21 protein-coding genes are annotated in these 21,282 nt (G+C 63.3%); 15 read left to right on the plus strand and 6 right to left on the minus strand.

Translation table 11 applies throughout. The annotated features are described in order from the left end of the window. Positions 1–62: 62 nt before the first annotated feature. The 3 genes from argC to erpA all read left to right on the plus strand — a co-directional run bounded on the left by argC (position 63) and on the right by erpA (position 2,065). Complete coding sequence (argC, locus tag NX780_RS09165; protein ID WP_258827557.1) at positions 63–1,100, plus strand: N-acetyl-gamma-glutamyl-phosphate reductase; 1,038 nt, start codon at positions 63–65, stop codon at positions 1,098–1,100. A 140-nt stretch (positions 1,101–1,240) separates the two neighbouring features. Beyond that, entirely contained in the window at positions 1,241–1,642 is a 402-nt protein-coding gene (locus NX780_RS09170; RefSeq protein WP_258827558.1) for a bactofilin family protein, read from the plus strand. A gap of 54 nt (positions 1,643–1,696) precedes the next feature. Next, a complete protein-coding gene (gene erpA, locus NX780_RS09175; protein ID WP_258827559.1) occupies positions 1,697–2,065 on the plus strand; it encodes an iron-sulfur cluster insertion protein ErpA in 369 nt (122 codons plus the stop codon). 96 nt (positions 2,066–2,161) lie between these two features. Here the strand turns inward: erpA and NX780_RS09180 are convergent, their stop codons facing one another. Then, positions 2,162–3,259, minus strand: a complete 1,098-nt coding sequence (locus NX780_RS09180; RefSeq protein WP_258827560.1) for an anhydro-N-acetylmuramic acid kinase — start codon at positions 3,257–3,259, stop codon at positions 2,162–2,164. Between the two features lie 154 nt (positions 3,260–3,413). On the opposite strand from NX780_RS09180, the gene fliD reads away from it, so the two are divergent. Both fliD and NX780_RS09190 read left to right on the plus strand, forming a co-directional pair. Then, positions 3,414–4,742 carry a flagellar filament capping protein FliD gene (gene fliD, locus NX780_RS09185; protein ID WP_258827561.1) on the plus strand — a complete coding sequence of 443 codons (1,329 nt, stop codon included), beginning with the start codon at positions 3,414–3,416 and terminating at the stop codon, positions 4,740–4,742. Between the two features lie 241 nt (positions 4,743–4,983). Further along, positions 4,984–6,600 carry a methyl-accepting chemotaxis protein gene (locus NX780_RS09190; protein ID WP_258827562.1) on the plus strand — a complete coding sequence of 539 codons (1,617 nt, stop codon included), beginning with the start codon at positions 4,984–4,986 and terminating at the stop codon, positions 6,598–6,600. A 50-nt stretch (positions 6,601–6,650) separates the two neighbouring features. Here NX780_RS09190 and NX780_RS09195 read toward each other — a convergent pair whose 3' ends face one another. The 3 genes from NX780_RS09195 to NX780_RS09205 all read right to left on the minus strand — a co-directional run bounded on the left by NX780_RS09195 (position 6,651) and on the right by NX780_RS09205 (position 9,902). Next, the gene (locus NX780_RS09195; RefSeq protein WP_258827563.1) at positions 6,651–7,178 is read right to left on the minus strand and encodes a nuclear transport factor 2 family protein; all 528 of its coding nucleotides are present in this window, start codon (positions 7,176–7,178) and stop codon (positions 6,651–6,653) included. A 40-nt stretch (positions 7,179–7,218) separates the two neighbouring features. Further along, entirely contained in the window at positions 7,219–8,361 is a 1,143-nt protein-coding gene (locus NX780_RS09200) for a dienelactone hydrolase family protein (protein WP_258827564.1), read from the minus strand. A 176-nt stretch (positions 8,362–8,537) separates the two neighbouring features. After that, positions 8,538–9,902: a M23 family metallopeptidase gene (locus NX780_RS09205; protein WP_258827565.1), complete on the minus strand. Its 1,365-nt coding sequence runs from the start codon at positions 9,900–9,902 to the stop codon at positions 8,538–8,540. Between the two features lie 149 nt (positions 9,903–10,051). Between NX780_RS09205 and tyrS the strand changes: the two genes are divergently transcribed. The 10 genes from tyrS (at position 10,052) to ruvB (ending at position 18,792) form a co-directional block, all read left to right on the plus strand. Further along, positions 10,052–11,323, plus strand: a complete 1,272-nt coding sequence (gene tyrS, locus NX780_RS09210; RefSeq protein ID WP_258827566.1) for a tyrosine--tRNA ligase — start codon at positions 10,052–10,054, stop codon at positions 11,321–11,323. Then, positions 11,320–11,778 carry a D-aminoacyl-tRNA deacylase gene (gene dtd / locus NX780_RS09215; RefSeq protein ID WP_258827567.1) on the plus strand — a complete coding sequence of 153 codons (459 nt, stop codon included), beginning with the start codon at positions 11,320–11,322 and terminating at the stop codon, positions 11,776–11,778. The genes tyrS and dtd overlap by 4 nt, the downstream gene beginning before the upstream one ends. Before the next feature lie 59 nt (positions 11,779–11,837). Then, on the plus strand, positions 11,838–12,503 hold the full coding sequence (locus NX780_RS09220) for a YbhB/YbcL family Raf kinase inhibitor-like protein (RefSeq protein ID WP_258827568.1): 666 nt from the start codon (positions 11,838–11,840) through the stop codon (positions 12,501–12,503). 46 nt (positions 12,504–12,549) lie between these two features. Continuing rightward, the gene (locus NX780_RS09225; RefSeq protein ID WP_258827569.1) at positions 12,550–13,215 is read left to right on the plus strand and encodes a histidine phosphatase family protein; all 666 of its coding nucleotides are present in this window, start codon (positions 12,550–12,552) and stop codon (positions 13,213–13,215) included. Positions 13,216–13,377: 162 nt separating this feature from the next. Beyond that, entirely contained in the window at positions 13,378–14,403 is a 1,026-nt protein-coding gene (dusB, locus tag NX780_RS09230) for a tRNA dihydrouridine synthase DusB (RefSeq protein WP_258827570.1), read from the plus strand. 94 nt (positions 14,404–14,497) lie between these two features. Then, a complete protein-coding gene (locus NX780_RS09235; RefSeq protein WP_027865797.1) occupies positions 14,498–14,731 on the plus strand; it encodes a helix-turn-helix domain-containing protein in 234 nt (77 codons plus the stop codon). A 91-nt stretch (positions 14,732–14,822) separates the two neighbouring features. Further along, positions 14,823–16,409, plus strand: coding sequence for a bifunctional phosphoribosylaminoimidazolecarboxamide formyltransferase/IMP cyclohydrolase (gene purH, locus NX780_RS09240; RefSeq protein ID WP_258827571.1), 1,587 nt, complete (start codon positions 14,823–14,825; stop codon positions 16,407–16,409). A 179-nt stretch (positions 16,410–16,588) separates the two neighbouring features. After that, complete coding sequence (gene ruvC / locus NX780_RS09245) at positions 16,589–17,125, plus strand: crossover junction endodeoxyribonuclease RuvC (protein ID WP_258827572.1); 537 nt, start codon at positions 16,589–16,591, stop codon at positions 17,123–17,125. A gap of 14 nt (positions 17,126–17,139) precedes the next feature. Further along, positions 17,140–17,718 carry a Holliday junction branch migration protein RuvA gene (gene ruvA / locus NX780_RS09250; protein WP_258827573.1) on the plus strand — a complete coding sequence of 193 codons (579 nt, stop codon included), beginning with the start codon at positions 17,140–17,142 and terminating at the stop codon, positions 17,716–17,718. A 6-nt stretch (positions 17,719–17,724) separates the two neighbouring features. Beyond that, positions 17,725–18,792, plus strand: a complete 1,068-nt coding sequence (gene ruvB, locus NX780_RS09255) for a Holliday junction branch migration DNA helicase RuvB (RefSeq protein WP_258827574.1) — start codon at positions 17,725–17,727, stop codon at positions 18,790–18,792. 210 nt (positions 18,793–19,002) lie between these two features. Here ruvB and NX780_RS09260 read toward each other — a convergent pair whose 3' ends face one another. Then, positions 19,003–19,389, minus strand: a complete 387-nt coding sequence (locus tag NX780_RS09260; protein WP_258827575.1) for a hypothetical protein — start codon at positions 19,387–19,389, stop codon at positions 19,003–19,005. Between the two features lie 1,008 nt (positions 19,390–20,397). Then, a complete protein-coding gene (locus tag NX780_RS09265; RefSeq protein WP_258827576.1) occupies positions 20,398–20,781 on the minus strand; it encodes an Imm10 family immunity protein in 384 nt (127 codons plus the stop codon). Between the last annotated feature and the right edge of the window lie 501 nt (positions 20,782–21,282).

A 21,282-nucleotide genomic window follows, 5' to 3' on the forward strand; every position in this document is an offset into this window, starting at 1 on the left:
CACCGCTGTTAAAATGCAGCCTCGTCCTGAAAAGGTCATTCTTACATCACGAGGAACAGAACATGATCAAAGTTGGTATCGTTGGCGGAACCGGATATACGGGCGTGGAATTGCTGCGGCTGTTGGCCGTGCACCCCGACGTGCAGCTGACCGCGATCACCTCGCGCAAGGAAGACGGCCTGCCCGTGGCCGACATGTTCCCCTCGCTGCGCGGCGTCGTCGACCTGGCCTTCTCGAGCCCGGACAAGGCCGACCTGACGCAATGCGACGTGGTGTTCTTCGCCACCCCGCACGGCGTCGCCATGGCGCAAGCCCCGGCCCTGCTGGCGGCGGGCGTGAAAGTGATCGACCTGGCGGCCGACTTCCGCCTGAAGGACCAGGCGACCTTCGAAAAGTGGTACAAGATCCCGCACACCGCGCCCGAGCTGATCGAAGAAGCGGTGTATGGCCTGCCGGAACTGAACCGCGAAGACATCAAGGGCGCGCGCCTGATCGCCAACCCGGGCTGCTACCCGACCACCATGCAGCTGGGCTTCGTGCCCCTGCTCAAGGCCGGCCTGGTCGACGCGGGCAGCCTGATCGCCGACTGCAAGTCGGGCGTCTCGGGCGCCGGCCGCAAGGCCGAGATCGGCACGCTGTTCTCGGAAGCGAGCGACAACTTCAAGGCCTACGGCGTGCACGGCCACCGCCACACCCCGGAAACCTCGGCCCAGCTGGCGCGCTACACGGACCAGAAAGTCGGCCTGATCTTCACCCCGCACCTGGTGCCGATGATTCGCGGCATGCACGCGACCCTGTACGCGCGCCTCACCAGGGACATCGACGACGCGGCCCTGCAGGCCCTGTTCGAGGACACCTACAAGGACAGCCAGTTCGTTGATGTCATGCCTTTCGGCTCGCACCCGGAAACCCGCTCGACCCGCGGCTCCAACATGCTGCGCCTGGCGCTGCACCGTCCGGAAGGCGGCAATACGGTCGTCATCCTGGTGGTGCAGGACAACCTGGTCAAGGGCGCATCCGGCCAGGCCGTGCAGTGCATGAACATCATGTTCGGCCTGGACGAAGCCACCGGCCTGAAGCAGGTTGCCCTGCTGCCTTAAGTTTCTTTCCGCCTCGGAACACGACGGCCGCTTTCGAAGCGGCCGTTTTGCTTCTTGCCGACCCGATCTAGATCAAGGCCACCATTGTTGAGCACGGTAAATTGATCAATGGGCGGGGGCTCATTTGACGGGGGAAAATCATGTTCGGTCGACAAGCCAAGAGCGAAATAGACAGCCTGGTCGGGATCTCGGCCCGGATCGAGGGAGACCTCTGCTTCACCGGCGGCCTGCGCATCGACGGCGAGGTGCACGGCAATGTGGTGGCGGCGGACGGCGCCGACAGCATGCTGATCGTGTCCGAGCACGCGCGCATCGAGGGCGAGGTGCGCTGCGCCAGCCTGGTGGTCAACGGCTATATCGCCGGCTCCGTCTATTCCTCGGAACTCCTTGAATTACAGCCGAAAGGCCGCATACATGGTGATGTCCACTACCGTTTGCTTGAAATGCACGGCGGCGCCCTGGTAACCGGGAAACTGACCCACGAACCAGCCAGCGAGCCGGTGTTTCATCTGGCCGACGCCGAGATCGGGTCGGCAGCATGACTCGTGCTAACGGTCTATAATGGGCGCAATTCGAAATTCATCAGGAGTATTCCCATGACCGCAGTCGCCGAAGTCCAAGACCTCGACACGATCCCCACCCCGATCAACTTCACCGACAGCGCCGCACAGAAAGTTGCACAGCTGATCGAGGAAGAGGGCAACCCCGACCTCAAACTGCGCGTCTTCGTGCAGGGTGGCGGCTGCTCCGGCTTCCAGTACGGCTTCACCTTTGACGAAATCGTCAACGAAGACGACACCACGATGGAAAAGAACGGCGTCCAGCTGCTGATCGACTCGATGAGCTACCAGTACCTGGTGGGCGCAGAGATCGACTACAAGGACGACCTCGAAGGCGCCCAGTTCGTGATCAAGAACCCGAACGCCACCTCGACCTGCGGTTGCGGTTCCTCGTTCTCCGCGTGATGCCCTCCGTGCGGTAATCACTCCCCCAGGCAGCCCGGACAAGCCGGGCAGTCGACGGCCCGGTTGATCCGGGCCGTTCCTTTTCGGGCCCCGCGTTCATGCCGGATACAGTGCGCCAAGGATGCGCAGCCCGCGCGCGCCGGTCACCGCCGGCAGATTGCCCGGCGCGCGCCGCATGAAGCGGTAGCCCAGCCAGGCGAAGGCCAGCGCCTCGACCCGGTTCGGCGCAATCCCCAGCGCCGCCGTCGATTCCACCTTCACGCCGCCCAGCGCGTCCCCAATGCCGCGCAGCAAGGTAGTGTTATAGGCCCCGCCACCACAGGCATACACCGCCTCCACGCCCGCATGTTCGTCGCGGATCGCATCGGCGATCGTCGTGGCCGTCAGGCGGGTGAGGGTGGCCATCACGTCCTGCGGCGCCACGTCGCCGAAGCGGGCCAGCTTCGCATCCAGCCATTGTTCGTGGAACAGGTCCCGACCCGTGCTCTTGGGCGCCGGCTGGCGGAAATAGGGCTCGTCCAGCAGGGCGGCCAGCAGGGCCTCGTCGACCTTGCCGCTTGCAGCCCAGGCGCCGCCCTCGTCATAGGCCTTGCCCAGCTGGCGGCCGATCCACAAGTCCATCAAGACATTGCCCGGCCCGGTATCGAAGCCCGTCACCCGGCCGTCGCCGTGCAGCACGCTGATGTTGCCGATGCCGCCGATGTTCACCACCACGCGCGCCAGGCCGGGTTTGCCGAAAGCGGCCTCGTGGAAGGCCGGCACCAGGGGCGCGCCCTGGCCGCCGGCCGCGATGTCGCGCGTGCGGAAGTCGGCGATGACGTCGATCCCCGTGAGTTCGGCCAGCAGGGCAGGGTTGTTGGTCTGGCGCGTGAAGCCGAGCTCCGGGCGGTGGCGGATGGTCTGGCCATGCACGGCCACGGCAGCTACCGGGCCGCCGGCCAGGGGCAGCAGCTGGCGCACGCAGTCGGCGTAGCACAGGGCCAGGCCGTTGGCGGCCAGGGCTTCGCGCTCGAGTTCGTTCTCGCTGGCGGCCTGCAGGGCCATCAGTTCGCTGCGTAGTTCAGGCGGGAAGGGCGTGAAGGCCGCCGCCACGGTGCGGATGGCGCCGCCGGAGAAATCGGCGACGACGCCGTCGACGCCGTCGAGGCTGGTGCCGGACATCAGGCCGATGATCAGGGAAGAAGTGTCGCGCATGGGTTCTCGTGGTCCATAGATTGCAGCAAGGCAGTCTAAACCGCCGGGCGGAAAAGAGAAAGCTTGCCAGGGATTTGCAAAAGCGGAAACTGGGCTGCGAAAACCGGTGTGCTTCGCCGAATAACCGGCGGTCGCTGGCGGCATACTTTGCAGCATGACGACCATTCCCTCATCCCTGTTCACGTCCCAGGCCGGCACCCAGGTGTCCGATTTGTACGCCACCGCGGCCAAATCGTTGATGAACCAGAACCCGGCCCTGAAAACCATCGACGCCCAGTGGCGCCGCGACGAGGCGCGCCTGTCGAACCTCGGCAAGATCGCGCAGGCACTCGACGGCTTCGCCGCTTCCGCCGGCAAGGTGGCCGCGGGCGCCCTCGACATGGCGGCAACGAGCAGCGGCAAGGGCGTTGGCGCGCGGCTGGCATCGGGGACGGCGACGCCCGGCGTGCACAGCATCGATGTCGCGCAGCTGGCGCAGGCCCAGCAACTGGCGACCCGGGCCTTGCCGGGCAAGGACACGCCGCTGGGCGCCGGCGGCACCACCCTGATCCGCATCGAGTCGGGCCAGGGCGGCAATGCGCTGACGACCACGGTGAAGATCGGTCCCGGCGATAACACGCTCGAGGGCATCGCCGCCGCCATGCGCGAAGCGGGTTTGGACGCCAAGGTGGTCCAGGACGGCAAGGGCTACTCGCTCAGCCTGTCCGGCAAGCCGGGGGCGGCCAACGGCATGCGGGTCCAGGTGGCGGGCGACCCCGCCTTGCAGGCGCTGCTGGGCTATGAGCCGGGCGGCGGCGGCGGCATGCGACAGCAGGTGGCCGCCCAGGACGCCAAGCTCACGGTCGACGGCAAGTCCATCACCAGCAGCACGAACAATGTGGACGCCGCCATCCCCGGCGTCGCGCTGACGCTGGCAGCCACCGGCAAGGTGGATGTGACGGTGACGCGTTCCAATGACGCTATTACCCGCAACGTCAAGGGCGTGGTCGAGACCTTCAATGTCATGCACGCCAGCCTGGCCGAGCTCGGCGGCAAGGATGCGGATGCGAGCGCGGCCGTGCAGCAGGTGCAGGGGCAGATCGGCAAGGCGCTGGACAAGCTCGATGCCACGAAGCTGGCCGATATGGGCCTTTCTTTCAAGGGCGGCAAGCTGCAACTGGACGAGACGAAACTGAAAGCCGCTATCGCCGCCGATCCGGAAGGTGTAGCCACATTCTTCAGCAACGGCACGGACGGCGTGGCCGATCAGCTGTCGGGCGCGATAGCGGGCCAGTTCGCCTCCGGCAGCGCCCTCTACAAGCAAGCCGATGCGCTCGAAAAAGACATGGAAACCCTGGCAGCGCAGCGCAGCCAGATCACGGAGACGGCCAGCCGCCAGGCCATGCTGCTGATGCAGCAGTATTCGGCGGCCGGCAGCGGTGCCAGCTCCCTGTTCGGCATGCTGCAGGGGCCGCCGATGTCGGCCTTCGATTTCATGGCCTGAGGAGACCGTTCAATTATTTCAACAGGCAGTATTTTCCCGCCAACTAAGCTAAGGAAATGCTAACAAGCCGTTGTGTATAAACGTCTTTATGTTATCGAACGATTAATCCGGAGCCTATTTAAATTTATTTATTGAGGGCAAATATTCTTCTCTAGAGTAAAGTTTCTAAGACCTTGACGAGTTTCGGAAGACACCTTGTCGCAGGTCAAGCTTGCTCCCGACTTTTTGATTAGAGAACAATATGAACCTCAGTAACTTCAAGATCGGCACCCGTCTCGGCAGCGCCTTTGCTGCCATCCTCGTCCTGATGGCGATCATGCTGGCGACGGCGCTCTGGCAGCTCGGCCGGATCGCCGAGGCCAAGAACACCATGGCTGAAACCAGTCACAAGGCCAAGCTGGCGGCAAGCTGGCTGCAGGGCATTGCGACCAACAGCGTCCGCACGCTGGCGAAGGCGAAGAGCGCAGATCCGCTCGATGAAGCCTATTACGATCAAGAAATGAAGGCGGTGAGCGCGGAAGTCAGCCGCTTGCAGAAGGAACTCGAGGAGCGCGCGACCAGCGAGCAGGGCAGGGCCCTGCTCGCTGCGGTGGCCGAGCAACGCAAGACGTATACGGGCGTGCGCAACGATTTCTTCAAGCGCAAGGAAGCGCTGGAGGTCGATCACCCCGAGCTGAAGGCGCTGCTGGCTGACAAGCTGCTGCCCGCAATGAAAAAATACGTGCAGACCGTGGAAGAGGTCGTGGCGTTCCAGGAAAGCCTGTTCGCCGCAGCCGACCAGCGCATCGACGCGCTGCAGGCAAGCGCCCGTAATCTGCTGGTGGCGCTGGGGGCCATCGCGCTCGCTTGCGGCGCCGTATTCGGCTTCCTGCTGACCCGCAGCATTACCCGTCCACTGGCCCGCGCCGTCGGCCTGGCCCAGCAAGTGGCCTCGGGCGACCTCACCGCCGACATCCAGGCGGCCTCGAAGGATGAAGTGGGCGAGCTGCTCGCCGCGCTCAAGCGCATGAACGATAGCCTGCTCACGACGGTGAGCCAGGTGCGCGCCGGCACCGAAACCATCGTCACCGCCTCGCAGCAGATCGCCACCGGCAACCTCGACCTGTCCGCCCGCACCGAGCAGCAGGCCGGCGCCCTCGAGGAAACGGCTTCGTCGATGGAAGAGCTGACCGGTTCGGTCCGCCAGAACGCTGACAATGCACGCCAGGCCAATACCCTGGCGCAATCGGCCTCCGAAATCGCCGCACGCGGCGGGAGTGTCGTGTCGGAGGTGGTGTCGACCATGGAATCGATCAACGAATCCTCTAAAAAGATCGGCGACATCATCGCCGTGATCGACGGCATTGCCTTCCAGACCAATATCCTCGCGCTCAATGCTGCGGTGGAAGCCGCACGCGCCGGCGAGCAGGGCCGCGGCTTCGCCGTGGTGGCCTCGGAAGTGCGCAACCTGGCCCAGCGCTCGGCCGCCGCGGCCAAGGAAATCCGCACCCTGATCATGGACTCGGTGGCCAAGGTCGATGCGGGCGGACGCCTGGTCGAGGAAGCCGGCGCGACCATGCAGGAAATCGTGCAGGGCATCGCCCGCGTGACCGACGTGATGGCCGAGATCACCTCCGCCAGCGCCGAACAGGCGGTCGGTATCGAGCAGGTGAATGCCGCCATCACCCAGATGGACGGCGTCACCCAGCAGAACGCCGCCCTGGTCGAAGAAGCGGCGGCTGCGGCCGCCTCCATGCAGGACCAGGCCGCCGTCCTGTCGCAGCTGGTGAGCACCTTCAAGGTGGTGGGTGAGGCCCAGGGCGCGCCCGCCCGCCTGCGCGGCCAGGAGGCGACGCGCCTGTCGCTCGCTAGCACATAGATCAAGGCCTCGGCGGCGCCTGCCCCACGATGCAGGCGCCGCCCGCCGGCTCACTGTTTAGGCCGCGGTTCCGGATTCTCTTCCGCCGACCACACCACCGCGGCGATCTTCCAGCCGTTCTCGGTCCGTACCATCTGCCAGCTTTCCTTGCCCCAGCTGCTACGGTAGTCTCCGATCATGAAGCTGTAGTCGAACAGCACCTGGGCCATCTCCCCGTCGGTATCGATGCGCACGTTCTCGAAGGTCTCGGTGCGCGCTTCCGGTTTGCGCGCCATGGATTCGATGAACATGCGCGGCGTGCCGCCCGAGGTTTTGGGCGTCGGCTCTTTCGGATCCTTCAGGCCGGCGCGGTAACGCGCCACGCTGCCGTCCGTGTAGACGCCGACCCAGGTGATGTCTTCACGGAGGAAAAGGCGCAGGAAACCTTCCTTGTCCTTCTCGGCGAGGGCCTTGCCGAAGGCCTTGACCACCGCTTCGATCTTCTGCCGGCTTTCGGCCGGGTTTTCCGCAAGGGCGGGCTGGGGCAGGGCGGCCAACAGGCCGAGGCACAGCGCGGCGGCAGCGAGGACGGGTTTCATCGATCTACTTTCCATATATGGATGGCGGGTGGCGGGCGTGTCACAGCTTGGCCGGGAAGTGCTGGCTGTGGACGGTGTGCGGCGCAACGCCCACCTGGCCGGGCTTCTTCAACAGGTAGTCGAAGCCGGCCTTGTCCCCCTTCAGGGCGCCGTTCAGGAAGTTCAGGACATAGCGCGCGCTCAAGGCATACGATTGCGCCACTTCTTCGCGGCTGTATTCCTCGAAGGTCAGCGGATCGAGGCGCAGGTAGCTGGTGCCGAAATGGACGTGCTCCATCGCATACATCGTCAGCAGATAGACGTCGGCGCCTGTCATCTTCAACAGGATGCTGCCGGAGTGGTCCGGCTTGAACTTCAGCCCGCGCTCGAAGGGCGGCGGACGCTGGGCCAGGTAGAGCAGGGGCGTGCGCAATTGCTCAGGCTTCAGGTAGGGGACTTTCGAGAGCATCTCGTGGCGGTAGCGCACGGTGCCGTCCAGGCAGACCAGGGCCTTGATGCGATCGTCCTGGGCCGCGGCCAGCACATTGGCCATGCCGCCCCATGAAAAGCCGGCAGCGGCGAGCCGGGAAGGGTCGGCCTCGGGCAGTGTCTGCGCGTAGCCGACCAGGAAGCGGATATCGGCGGCCTGGAGTTCGGCATGGGCCAGATCGTCTTTCTGCCAGCGCTCGTCGACGCCCAGCGCCGGGCTGGCGATCACGAGGTAGCCATGGCTGGCAAGGAATTCCATCATCTCCGCGTTTTCGAACACATTGCTGCTGATGCTAGGCGAGTAGATCACCACCGGGAACTTGCCCGGCAGCGCCTTGGCATCGCGTACCGCCCAGAGCACGGCCTTGCGTTCGGCGGCGACTTCCGCAGCCGGCTTATCTTCGTTGACGAATTTCAGCCACTCCGCCAGCACCTTGTCGCGCTCGGCCGGCGGACGCGTGAAATCGTCGTCCCAACCCAACAGCTGCAGGTAGTCGTCGTAGCGCATCGGCTGCCCGTCTTTCTGGGCCGGGTACCAGATGGCGGTCTGGATCGGGCGCGGCTTGCCCTTATAGCTGCGGCTGGGGTCGGATTGCTGGACGGTCCGGAAGCCCACGGCGTAGGCGCCCGGCTTGTTATGGAAGGGGAAGGCCTGCTGGGCGCCGGCCGAGCTACTGAAGAAGACGAGCAGGAAAACCGCGATAAGCCTGAACAAGATTGCCTCCCTATGCTGTGATTGTTGTAATCACTCTAGCATTAGGATTGCTGTTTTGTGGCAAAAATTTTGCTATCCTGTGGAAGTTATTCCTACTGCATGAATCAGGGGAGGCGGAAAAGCAAACGCCCCGCGGCATCGACGATGCGGCGGGGCGTTGAAGGGACGTGCCTGGCTCAGCGGGCTGCCATCGCATTGCCGCTCGGGGCGAGCAGCGAGAAGCGGTGGTTCATCTCGGCAGCCGCCATGCGGAAGCGCGAGAGTTCGGCCGGGGTCAGCGGCTGCTGGGCCAGCGACTTGAACTTGTTCGGATCCTGGGCCTGGCCGGCAACGCGGAACTCGTAGTGCAGGTGAGGTCCGGTCGACCAGCCGGTCGAGCCGACGTAGCCGATCACCTGGCCCTGGCTGACCTTGGCGCCCTTGCGCATGCCCGGCGCGATACGGCTCATGTGGGCATAGGCGGTGCTGTACTTCGACCAGTGCTTGACGACGACCTGGTTGCCATAGCCGCCGCTGTTGCCGGCGAAATCGATGACGCCGTCCGCGGCGGCGCGGATCGGGGTGCCCGTCGAGGCGGCATAGTCGACGCCCTTGTGCGCCTTCCACTTGCCCGAGATCGGATGCACGCGCATCGAGAAGCCGGAGGAGATACGGGAGAATTCCAGCGGCGACTTCAGGAAGGCCTTCTTCATGGCCTTGCCGTCGAGGGTGTAGTAGCCGCCCTGCCTGGTGACGGGGTCTTCGTACCAGACCGACTGGTAGGCGACGCCGCGGTTGACGAACTCGCCGGCGAGGACGCGGCCGGTCTTGACCAGCTCGCCATCCAGCCAGAAGGTTTCGTACACGACGTTGAAACGGTCGCCGCGCCTGATGTCCGAACGGAAGTCGATATTGGTCGAGAACATCTCGATCATCTGGCTCACGATCGAATCCGGCATGCTGCCGCCGTCGACGTTGGAGTCGGTGGCCGAGTACAGCGAGCTCTTGATTTCGCGCGAACGCATTTCGACGCGGCGCTCCAGCTTGGCCGGGGCGTCCGAAGCGACGAACTTGTCGCCTTCGCGCTCGACCGTGATCTGGCGCGCTTCGCCACCCTTGCCGTCCGTGATCGTGGCGCGCATCGACAGCAGCAGGCCATTCTCGTCGGTTTCCGCCTGGACGCGCTTGCCGGTCTTGAGCGACAGCAGGCGGCGGGCGGTTTTATCGGAGCGGAAGAATTTCTGGGCATCGGCATCGTCGACGCCAAGGCGGGTGAAGAGGGAGCCGAGCGAATCGCCGGGGCGGATGCGCTCTTCGCGGATGAATTGCTGCTCGTCTTGCTGGAGGGCGGCGATCTGGTCTGCCAGGTTCGGCAGTTCCAGGTCTTGCTCGATCGACTTGACCGGAAGATCGGACGCATCCGGTGCGATCGGCGACACGCCGATGGCTCCGAAGGCGCACACGCTCATGAACACGGCGCCGGCGCTGACGATGCGCGCCTTGCGGGTTCGTGGCAGCAGCTGGAGCAGGCTCTGACGGGTGATTTTCTGTATAGGGTTCATGCAATCAGTTAAAATTTGCGGCTGAACTTTCAGGGCCCTTGCTTCTTATCGTTGTGCAAAGTTTTCTACAGGCAACAGAACAAGGATCGTGAATTATACCAAAAGATGTGGTCCTACAACCGCTTTAGCCAATTTCCTACACGAATTTTATGACCTCTACTGTTTCGTCCGGTAACGGCGCCCCGGTGAATTCTTCCGCCCCTCTGCCGTTGACGGACAAGGTGCAGGAGGCGCTGGCCATTGCCAAGCGCGGTGTCGATGAACTCCTGATCGAAAGCGAATTCGCCCAGAAGCTGGCGCGTTCCGAACAAAGCGGCACGCCGCTGCGCATCAAGCTGGGCCTGGACCCGACAGCGCCCGACCTGCACCTGGGCCACACCGTGGTGCTGAACAAGATGCGCCAGCTGCAAGACCTCGGCCACCAGGTGATCTTCCTGATCGGCGACTTCACCTCGATGATCGGCGACCCCTCGGGCCGCAACGCCACCCGCCCGCCCCTGACCCGCGAGCAGGTCGAGGAAAACGCCATGACGTATTTCCGCCAAGCATCCCTCGTGCTGGACGCCGCGCGCACGGAAATCCGCTACAACTCCGAATGGTGCGACCCGCTGGGCGCGCGCGGCATGATCCAGCTGGCCTCGCGCTACACCGTGGCCCGCATGATGGAGCGCGACGATTTCACCAAGCGCTACAAGAGTGGGACCCCGATTGCCGTGCATGAGTTCCTTTACCCTTTGATGCAGGGCTATGATTCGGTCGCTTTGAAGGCGGACCTTGAACTTGGTGGCACCGACCAGAAGTTCAACCTCCTCGTTGGCCGTGAATTACAGAAAGATTATGGCCAGGAACAGCAATGCATCCTGACCATGCCCCTGCTCGAGGGCCTGGACGGCGTCGAGAAGATGTCCAAGTCCAAGAACAATTACATCGGCATCACAGAAGCGCCGAACACCATGTTCGGCAAGCTGATGAGCATCTCGGACACCATGATGTGGAAGTACTACGACCTGCTGTCCTTCCGCTCGATCGCCGACATCGCCAAGCTCAAGGCCGAGGTGGAAGCCGGCGCCAACCCCCGGGACGCGAAAGTGGCGCTGGGCAAGGAAATCGTCACGCGCTTCCACTCGGCCCAGGCGGCCGACGATGCGCTGGCCGACTTCGTCAACCGCTCCAAGGGCGGCATCCCGGACGAGGTGCCGGAAGTGGCCCTGGCGGGCGCGCCGATGGGCGTGGCCCAGCTGCTCAAGGCGGCCGGCCTGTGCGCTTCCACCTCGGAAGCGATGCGCATGGTCGACCAGGGCGGCGTGCGCATCGACGGCGCCGTGGTCAGCGACAAGGGCCTGCAGGTCGAAGCCGGCACTTTCGTGATGCAAGTCGGCAAGCGCAAGTTCGCTCGCGTGACCCTGGCCGGTTCGCAATGATTGGCTTGCTGCAACGGGTCAGCGAAGCGAGCGTGAGCGTCGACGGCGAAGTCGTCGGCGCCATTGGCGCCGGCCTGATGGTGCTGGTATGCGCCGAGAAGGGCGATACCGAGCGCGAAGCCGATGCGCTGCTGGCCAAGCTGCTCGGCTACCGGGTGTTTTCGGACGAGGCCGGCAAGATGAACCGCAGCATCACCGATACCCAGGGCGGCCTGCTGCTGGTGCCGCAGTTCACGCTCGCGGCGGACACCAGATCGGGCACGCGGCCCTCGTTTTCGCCGGCGGCCGCGCCGGAAGACGGGCGCCGCCTGTTCGACCATGTCGTGCGACAAGCCAGGTCCCGCCATGGCATTGTCGAGACCGGCAAATTCGGCGCCGACATGAAAGTTGGCCTGGTCAACGATGGTCCGGTGACTTTCTGGCTGCAGGTTGATCCGATCGGCATTGTGCGCTGAAATCCACTGAATTTCTTGGATTGAACGAGAGTCAATAGGAGCAGGGGATGGGAGGACGTATGCGTATCTGGAGCGATTCATTCAAGGAAGGCGGGGTGGTCCCGGACCGATGTGCGTTTGCCGTCAGCGACCCGGCCAGCCACGTCAAGCTGTCCAGCAACCGTAGTCCTCATATCGCCTGGGACGACGTGCCATCGGGCGCCAAGTCCCTGGTCCTGATTTGCCACGATCCGGACGTCCCGTCGAAGGGCGACGACGTGAACCAGGAAGGGCGCACGGTGCCCGACTCCCTGCCGCGTGTCGATTTCTTCCACTGGCTGCTGGTCGACATCCCGGTCTGCCTCAAGTCCTTGAGCGAGGGCATGTTCTCGGATATGGTTACGCCCCACGGCAAGCCCGGCCCGCTGGTACCCTTCACCATCAAGAACGGCACCGAACACCAATTGCGCCAGGGCGTCAACGACTATACCGGCTGGTTCGCGGGCGACCCCGACATGGCCGGTGAATACTATGGCTACGACGGCCCCTGTCCGCCGTGGAATGACGAGCGGGTGCATACCTACGTCTTCACGCTGTACGCACTCGACATCCCGCGCCTGCCGCTCGAAGGCCGCTTTACCGGCGCCGAGCTGCGCCTGGCCATCCGCGGCCACATCCTGGACGAAGCGCGCACCTTCGGCGTGTATTCGCTCAATCCGGCCGTCGCGGCCACCCTGGACAAGTAATCAAGCACGGACATACCGCCCCGAGGTTCGGGCGCGAACGAACCTCATGCCATCGAACGACAAGAACAGAACCACCAACATCCTCCTGATCCGCCATGGCGAGACCGCCTGGAATGCCGAAAGACGGCTCCAGGGGCATCTCGACATCGCCCTCAACGCCGAGGGTGCGCGCCAGGCCGCGCTGCTGGCCGCCGCGCTGGCGCCGGAACGCATCGACTACGTCGTTTCCAGCGACCTGCTGCGCGCCCGCCAGACCGCCGAGGCCATCGCGGCCTCGCGCGGCATGACGGTCGGCATCGATCCGGCCCTGCGCGAGCGCTGCTACGGTGGTTTCGAAGGCCTGCTGTACAGCGAGATCGCGGCGCGCTTCCCGCTCGAATTCGCCGCCTGGCAGGCGCGCGACGTCGATGCCGTGCTGCCGGCGGGGGCGAACCAGGGCGAGACCTTCCGCCAATTCTACGACCGCGCGACCGGCGCAATCCTGGAGCATGCGGCGGCGCATCCTGGCAAGACGATCGCGCTGGTGGCGCATGGCGGGGTGCTGGAATGCGCCTACCGGAAGGCAGTGGGGCTGCCGCTGGAGACGCCGCGCGACTTCAAGGTGCTCAATGCGAGCGTGAACCGTTTCGTGGTGGAGGAGGGCGGTTTGCGCCTGCTGAGCTGGGGCGAGGTGGAGCACCTGAAACCCGCCGTGCTGGATGACCTGGGCTGAGCGTTTTTTACGCAATCCCCCGTGCCGCATGCGGCGCCTACCCCCACTCCCACCCCCTGCCAATATCACACGCGCAACAATCCGAAAAAATTCTGCCGCTATTTTGAGCAGCGAATGAGGTAAAATAATAGGTTCCCCGAGAAACTTTCGAGATTTTCCGCTGTGCAAATCGGCCCCTATATCCTGCGTAACAATGTCTTCGTCGCCCCCATGGCCGGGGTGACGGACCGCCCGTTCCGTCAGCTGTGCAAGCAGCTCGGCGCGGGCTACGCCGTATCCGAGATGGCGGCTTCGAATCCGCGCCTGTGGGCCAGCGAAAAGACCTCGCGCCGCACCGACCACGCCGGGGAAATGGAACCGAAGGCCGTGCAGATCGCCGGCGCCGACCCGAAAGACCTGGCCGATTGCGCCAGGTTCAACGTCGAGCGCGGCGCCCAGATCATCGACATCAATATGGGTTGCCCGGTCAAGAAGGTGTGCAACAGCTGGTGCGGGTCCGCGCTGCTGCAGCACGAGGACCTGGTCGAGCGCATCCTGCACGCCGTGGTCGAGGCCGTCGACGTGCCCGTCACCCTGAAATTCCGCACCGGCTGGGATCGCCAGAACAAGAATGCCCTGACGATTGCCCGCATGGCGGAACAGGCCGGCATCCAGATGCTGACCCTGCACGGCCGCACCCGCGCCGACGGCTACAAGGGCGAGGCCGAGTACGACACCATCCGCGCCGTCAAGGCGGCGGTCGGCATTCCGGTGGTCGCCAACGGCGACATCACCACCCCGGAAAAAGCGAAGTTCGTGCTCGACTACACGGGCGCCGACGCCGTCATGATCGGCCGCGCCGCCCAGGGCCGCCCCTGGATCTGCCGCGAGATCGACCATTACCTGCGTACTGGCGAGCATCTGCCGGCGCCGACGGTCGAAGAAGTGCGCAGCCTGATGAACGAACACCTGCCGGCGCACTATGCCTTCTATGGCGAGTACGTCGGCGTGCGCACCGCCCGCAAGCACATCGGGTGGTATGTGCAGGACCTGCCCGGCGGCGAAGAATTCCGCCAGCGCATGAACCTGCTGGAGTCGACTGCCGAACAACTAAACGCGGTCGACGCCTTTTTCAAATCGCAACTCCGGCATGGCGAGCGGTTACAATACCGGCCCGCGCTTTCTGCTGAAGAGGCGATGGCGGCATGAAGCGGACCACATGGCAGTAGCAGAATAATAAGAATTATCGGGGACACGCTGCCTAGCAGCGGCAATCATTAACCAGGATGAAGCAGCAGAGAACATGAGCAAAGAAAGTATCCAGGAAGTCGTCCAGAAGAGCCTCGAGGACTATTTCAACGATCTGGGCGAGCAGAAACCGACGAACATCTACGACATGATGGTCCTCACGGTGGAAAAACCGGTCCTTGAAGTGGTGATGACGCGCGCCGACGGCAACCAGTCCCACGCGGCGCAGATGCTGGGCATCAACCGGAATACTTTGCGCAAGAAGCTGCAAGAGCACGGTCTGCTCTAAACGATCGCATGGCGTGGCCGTGCGTCTGGGGCGCGGCCGGTACGCCGTCCGTCCGCCCGGACGCCCGAATTCTTCAACAACAGGCCTCACCATGATCAAACAAGCACTGATTTCCGTTTCCGACAAAACCGGCGTCCTCGATTTCGCGAAGGCCCTGGCTGCCCTCGGCGTCAACATCCTGTCCACCGGCGGCACTGCGAAGCTGCTGCAGGAAAACGGCGTGCAAGTGACCGAAGTCGCCGACTACACCGGTTTCCCGGAAATGCTCGACGGCCGCGTCAAGACCCTGCACCCGAAGGTCCACGGCGGCATCCTGGCGCGCCGGGACCTGCCGGAACATGTCGCCAAGCTCGACGAACACGGCATCCCGCAGATCGACATGGTCGTGGTCAACCTGTATCCCTTCCAGCAGACCGTCGCCAAGGATGAGTGCTCGCTGGAAGACGCGATCGAGAACATCGACATCGGCGGCCCGACCATGCTGCGCTCGGCGGCCAAGAACCACCGCGACGTGGTCGTGATCGTCGACCCGGCCGACTACGGCGTCGTGCTGGCGGAAATGAAAGGCACGGGCGCTGCCGCCGGCCCGGTCAGCTATGAAACCAAGTTCCGCCTGGCGAAGAAAGTGTTCGCGCACACCGCGCAGTACGACGGCGCGATCACCAACTACCTGACCAGCCTGGGCGAAGACCGCCTGCACGCAACCCGTTCGAGCTATCCGCAGACCCTGAACATGAGCTTCGAGAAGGTCCAGGACATGCGCTACGGCGAGAACCCGCACCAGGGCGCCGCCTTCTACCGCGACCTGACCGCGACCCCGGGCGCACTGGCCAACTACCGCCAGCTGCAGGGCAAGGAACTGTCGTACAACAATATCGCCGACGCCGATGCGGCCTGGGAATGCGTCAAGTCCCTGGGTGGCCTGGGCCAGCCGGCCGGCTGCGTGATCGTCAAGCACGCCAATCCCTGCGGCGTGGCCATCGGCGTCGACGCCCTGGACGCCTACTCGCGCGCCCTGCAGACCGACCCGACCTCGGCTTTCGGCGGCATCATCGCCTTCAACGTCGAAGTCGATGCCCGCGCTGCGGAAGCGGTGGCCAAGCTGTTCGTGGAAGTGCTGATCGCGCCATCCTTTACCGAAGAAGCGCGCCGCATCATGTCGTCCAAGCAGAACGTGCGCCTGCTGGAAATCCCGCTGGGCGAAGGCCAGAACGCCTATGACCTCAAGCGCGTGGGCGGCGGCGTGCTGGTGCAGGCGCCGGACGCCAAGAACGTGGGCCTGGGCGAACTGCGCGTGGTCAGCAAGAAGCAGCCGACCCAGCAGCAGCTGCAGGACCTGATGTTCGCCTGGCGCGTGGCCAAGTTCGTCAAGTCGAACGCCATCGTGTTCTGCGCCAACGGCATGACCCTGGGCGTGGGCGCGGGCCAGATGAGCCGCATCGACTCGGCGCGCATCGCCTCGATCAAGGCGCAGAACGCCGGCCTGTCGCTCAGCGGTTCGGCAGTGGCTTCGGACGCCTTCTTCCCCTTCCGCGACGGCCTCGACGTGGTGGTGGATGCGGGCGCGACCTGCATCATCCACCCGGGCGGCTCGATGCGCGACCAGGAAGTCATCGACGCGGCGGACGAGCGCGGCGTCGTGATGCTGTACACGGGCACCCGTCACTTCCGTCACTAAGCTGCTGTTGACTTTGTAGGGTGGGCAGGTCTCCTGCCCACGCGTTCAACCAGTCTAGGTATGAACGCGCAACAATTTTCACACATGATTTGAACGCGTGGACGAGGGATCGCCCACCCTACTGTGTTTTTGCACAGTATTTTTCCCACGAATAGCCTCCCGCCGTATATCATTCCACAATGATTATTCTCGGCATCGACCCGGGCCTGCGTACGACGGGGTTCGGCGTCATTGAAAAACACGGCAGCAAACTGCGCTACATCGCGTCCGGCACCATCAAGACCGGCCTGGAAGGCGCATTGCCCCCGCGGCTCAAGGTCATCCTGAACGGCGTCGGCGAGATCATCGCCGCCTACCAGCCCGCCTGCGCGGCCATCGAAAAGGTGTTCGTCAACGTCAACCCGCAGTCGACCCTGCTGCTCGGCCAGGCGCGCGGCGCCGCGATCACGGCGCTGGTCGGCGCCGACCTCGACGTGGCCGAGTATACGGCGGTGCAGGTGAAACAGGCCGTGGTCGGCACCGGCAAGGCGGCCAAGGCCCAGGTGCAGGACATGGTGTCGCGCCTCCTGAAGCTTCCGGGCCTGCCCGGCACCGACGCCGCCGATGCGCTCGGCGTCGCCATCTGCCATGCCCACAGCCTCGACACCTTGTCGATGATCGGCGCCCTGACGCCGGGCGCACCCACGCTGCGCATGAAACGCAGCCGTCTCGTTTAATAAGGAATAAACCGATGATCGGTCGTCTCTCTGGAATCCTGCTCGAAAAGGCGCCGCCGCACGTGCTGGTGGACTGCAACGGCGTCGGCTACGAAGTCGACGTCCCGATGAGCACCTTCTACAACCTGGGCCACACGGGCGAGAAGGTGGTGCTGTTCACCCACCTGGTCGTGCGCGAGGATGCGCACCTGCTGTTCGGCTTCGGCACCGCCTCGGAGCGTGCCCTGTTCCGCCAGCTGATCAAGATCACCGGCATCGGCGCGCGCATGGCCCTGGCCATCCTGTCGGGCATGTCGGTGGCCGACCTGTCGCAGGCCGTCACCCTGCAGGAAACCGGCCGCCTGGTCAAGATCCCCGGCATCGGCAAGAAGACCGCCGAGCGCCTGCTGCTGGAACTGAAGGGCAAGCTCGGCGCCGACATCGGCGTGGTCGGAGGCAGCCCGCGCGACGACGCCCAGGCCGACGTGCTCAACGCGCTGCTCGCATTGGGGTATTCTGACAAGGAAGCGCTCCTCGCGATCAAGAACGTGCCGGCCGGTAGCAGCGTTTCCGACGGCATCAAGTTCGCACTGAAGGCACTCTCCAAAGCCTGATAAACCATGAGCATCCAGACCGACAACTTCACCGAGCACCGCGTCATCGACGCCGCGCCCGCCTCGCCCAACGAGGAGGCGATCGAGCGCGCCTTGCGCCCCAAGCAGCTGGACGAGTACGTCGGCCAGGCCAAGATCCGCGACCAGCTCGAGATCTTCATCAGCGCCGCGCGCAAGCGCCGCGAGGCGCTCGACCACACGCTGCTGTTCGGCCCCCCGGGCCTCGGCAAGACCACGCTGGCCCACATCATCGCGCGCGAGATGGGCGTGAACCTGCGCCAGACGTCCGGCCCGGTGCTGGAGCGCCCGGGCGACCTGGCCGCGCTGCTCACCAACCTCGAGCCGAACGACGTGCTCTTCATCGACGAGATCCACCGTCTATCCCCGGTGGTCGAGGAGATCCTGTATCCGGCGCTCGAGGACTACCAGATCGACATCATGATCGGCGAAGGCCCGGCCGCGCGTTCCGTGAAGCTCGACCTGCAGCCGTTCACCCTGGTGGGCGCGACCACCCGCGCCGGCATGCTGACCAATCCGCTGCGCGACCGCTTCGGCATCGTGGCGCGCCTGGAGTTCTACAACGTCGACGAGCTGACCAAGATCGTCAGCCGCAGCGCCGCATTGCTGGAGGCCCCGATCAACGAGGAGGGCGCGCGCGAGGTCGCCAAGCGCGCGCGCGGCACGCCGCGTATCGCCAACCGCCTGCTGCGCCGCGTGCGCGACTATGCGGAAGTGAAGGGCAATGGCGAGATCACCAAGGACATGGCCGACCGCGCGCTGAAGATGCTGGATGTCGACACGGTCGGCTTCGACGTCATGGACCGCAAGCTGCTGGAGGCCGTGCTGTTCAAGTTCGCCGGCGGCCCGGTGGGCATCGGCAACCTGGCGGCGGCGATCGGCGAAGCGGCCGACACCATCGAGGACGTGCTCGAGCCCTACCTGATCCAGCAGGGCTATCTGCAGCGCACCCCGCGCGGCCGCATCGCCACGCCGCTGGCTTACCAGCACTTCGGCGTCACCGCGCCGCGCATCAGCCCGACCGGGGACCTCTGGGACAACCTGCCGCCTGCCTGAGCGTCTGGTTCAATATCTCGATATGCCTTTGCTACGCCGGATGCCAAGCGAGTAGCGAAGGACTGCGCTGCTGTAGGCGCTGGGAGGACACGAATGTGGGTGTGTTTTGGGTATGGGCTCGTCTGCGTATCCGCGGATTCTTGATGCTCGCGCTGTCACAGTATGCGTGCGCTATCGAGCCAAAGCGGACCATCGCCGTCTTTCGTTGAGTTACTCGTTTGGAGTGCCGTAGGGCACAAGTAAATGGATGGGTGGGAGTTCATGTGGAGTGGCCTGCCCATCGATCGACCAGACATTCAAGCCAGCCAGTAGGTCGTCTTGTTCAAAGACCATTACCCCGAAGTGATAACCTCTATCGTCTTTCCACTGATAGTCCGAAAGCACACGCATCGCAAACGTCAGTGGCTGCCGTCCGGCGACGGAGAAATCGACGCTTGCGCAGCCGCATTGGCAATGCGCCACCACTTCTGCCCGATCGAGCTGAGTCAAAAACTGTGGTGCGTCGCTACATCCATGGTTTAGTAACCAAGCCGTAAGCTCGCGCTCTGCAGGGCTGAGCAGACGAGGTTCCGAAAGCGTTCGGACTTCATGCGTCATTGCGTCACCCAGAATTCATGAGAGGCCGCTTCTGGCCGGGGGTCGACTGTTGAGCTCAGCATACCAGGTCGTCAGCGTGGAAAATCGTGGACTATCACGCAGGCGCGAAGCGACTTAAAGCGGACCAAGATAGCAACTGCCGAAAACAGGCCTATGCGCTCTCTGGACGGAATGTCCAGTGGGAAGCCTCGATCCGGATCGTGTCGCCCGATTGCAGTTCTATTTCGAATAGGACCTCGTGCAGCTGCGCTAACGAATTAACCGAAGAAGACGGTCCCCAACTTTCACGTCGCGGAAGCTCAATGTTCGTGAACCCCTCAAACACAAGCAGGTGAGATGGCAAGCCGACAGGCCTCAAGCGCAAATCACATCGTGCCGCCTCCCAGCTGATGTAGATAGCTGCGAGTGAGGCGTCATGAAGTGGTAGCGAGCTGAAGTTCACGTAGTTTTCAACGATAAAAATAGCTGTTTCCGATGCCCGTTCCTGGCCAAACGCGGCCGTTCGACCCAGCATAGTAGATTGTCGCTCTGCAAAATTCGCAGACTGTCACGACCAGCAGAACCGACCGATATCAGACGGTCAAGAGTGGCGCAGTGCGTATTGCAACTGAACAATCAGGCTAGATCAGCTAAGGCTACGGACAACTCTTCGTCGTACATTTCGCTTCCGTCGCAGTACTGAGCCATGATCCTGCGATTTGCTTCCGGAACCACAAGCGAAAGGCCTGCACGCTGACGAAGGAAAGTGGCAAGAACATGGTTTGTGACCTGGTGAATAGGTATTGACCAGTTTTCGCGACACCGCTGAATCAAACTTGACTCGAATGCCGGTTCCACCCAAGGCCCCTCGATATCTGCGACAGATCTGGTTCCATACTCCACCATTATTTTGTATGTCTGCTTCTGGCCGAACCCTGCCGTTGGAGCCAGCATAGCATGTTGCCAGCGCGGAAAATCAGCGACTGTCAGGACTGGCCGAGATCGGACCCGAAGCGGACGTTCGTATCCTCACTGTACCTGGACGTCGTATTCGCCATCTGACAATGCGGCGAGGCGGTCAAGTCCTTGATCGATTGTAGAGCTCCAATGCACAGGAACGATGACCATTCGCTCCACTTTCAGCCGCCGCTTGCCTTCCGCATTGAGATCGATTTCGATGCGATCACCGATCCTCCGTATTGACTTGACACCGCGGTAGCACCCGAACGCTTGGTCATCTCGTTCGATGTACAGACCGTCCAGGCCAAGACGCCTGTCTTGCTCGTCTGTTTGCAGAGGATACTGAAGCATTAGGTATTCCGAAGACTGTCCATCATCAGCGCAGAATGCAAAAACCGCCGTGGCGTCGTCCTCCTCGAACGACACCTTGTTCGCCACAAGTTCTCTACTCATTGACCTGGCTCTCTTGTAATTTATCGGAACGTCTGCTCCTGGCCGAACGCCGCCGTTGGAGCTCAGCATAGCAGGTCGTCAAGACTGAAAAATCCCGGACTGTCACAAAGGGCAGGACCCGAACAAAAACGGGCGTTCGATATCAGCTCGATTCCGTTTTGCGGAGACGCATTCCCAAGAAAATTGCCGTATTCACCAGAGCGAAAAGGAGCAATAGAACAGCCGCGTACTTGCCCAATGACGCAGTCGTTGCGTAGTAAAGCTGTAGAGGCAAACTGACTACTACTAACGCAATACATCCGGAAATCGATGCGGCGATTAGGCCCGTACGGCCGAATACGGCACCAAGCACAAAGGCAGTGCCGCCTACAAAACCGCATATCGAGCCTACGGTCATGAGATCGTTTGATGCGTCGGGGCTAAACGCTTCACCGAACATGACCGCGAGAGCAATGAATAGAAATCCTGAGATCGATGCGACAAGTTTTACAGCCACCTAGC

It is taken from the genome of Massilia agri (assembly GCF_024753255.1).
Taxonomy (GTDB): Bacteria; Pseudomonadota; Gammaproteobacteria; order Burkholderiales; family Burkholderiaceae_D; genus Telluria; species Telluria agri.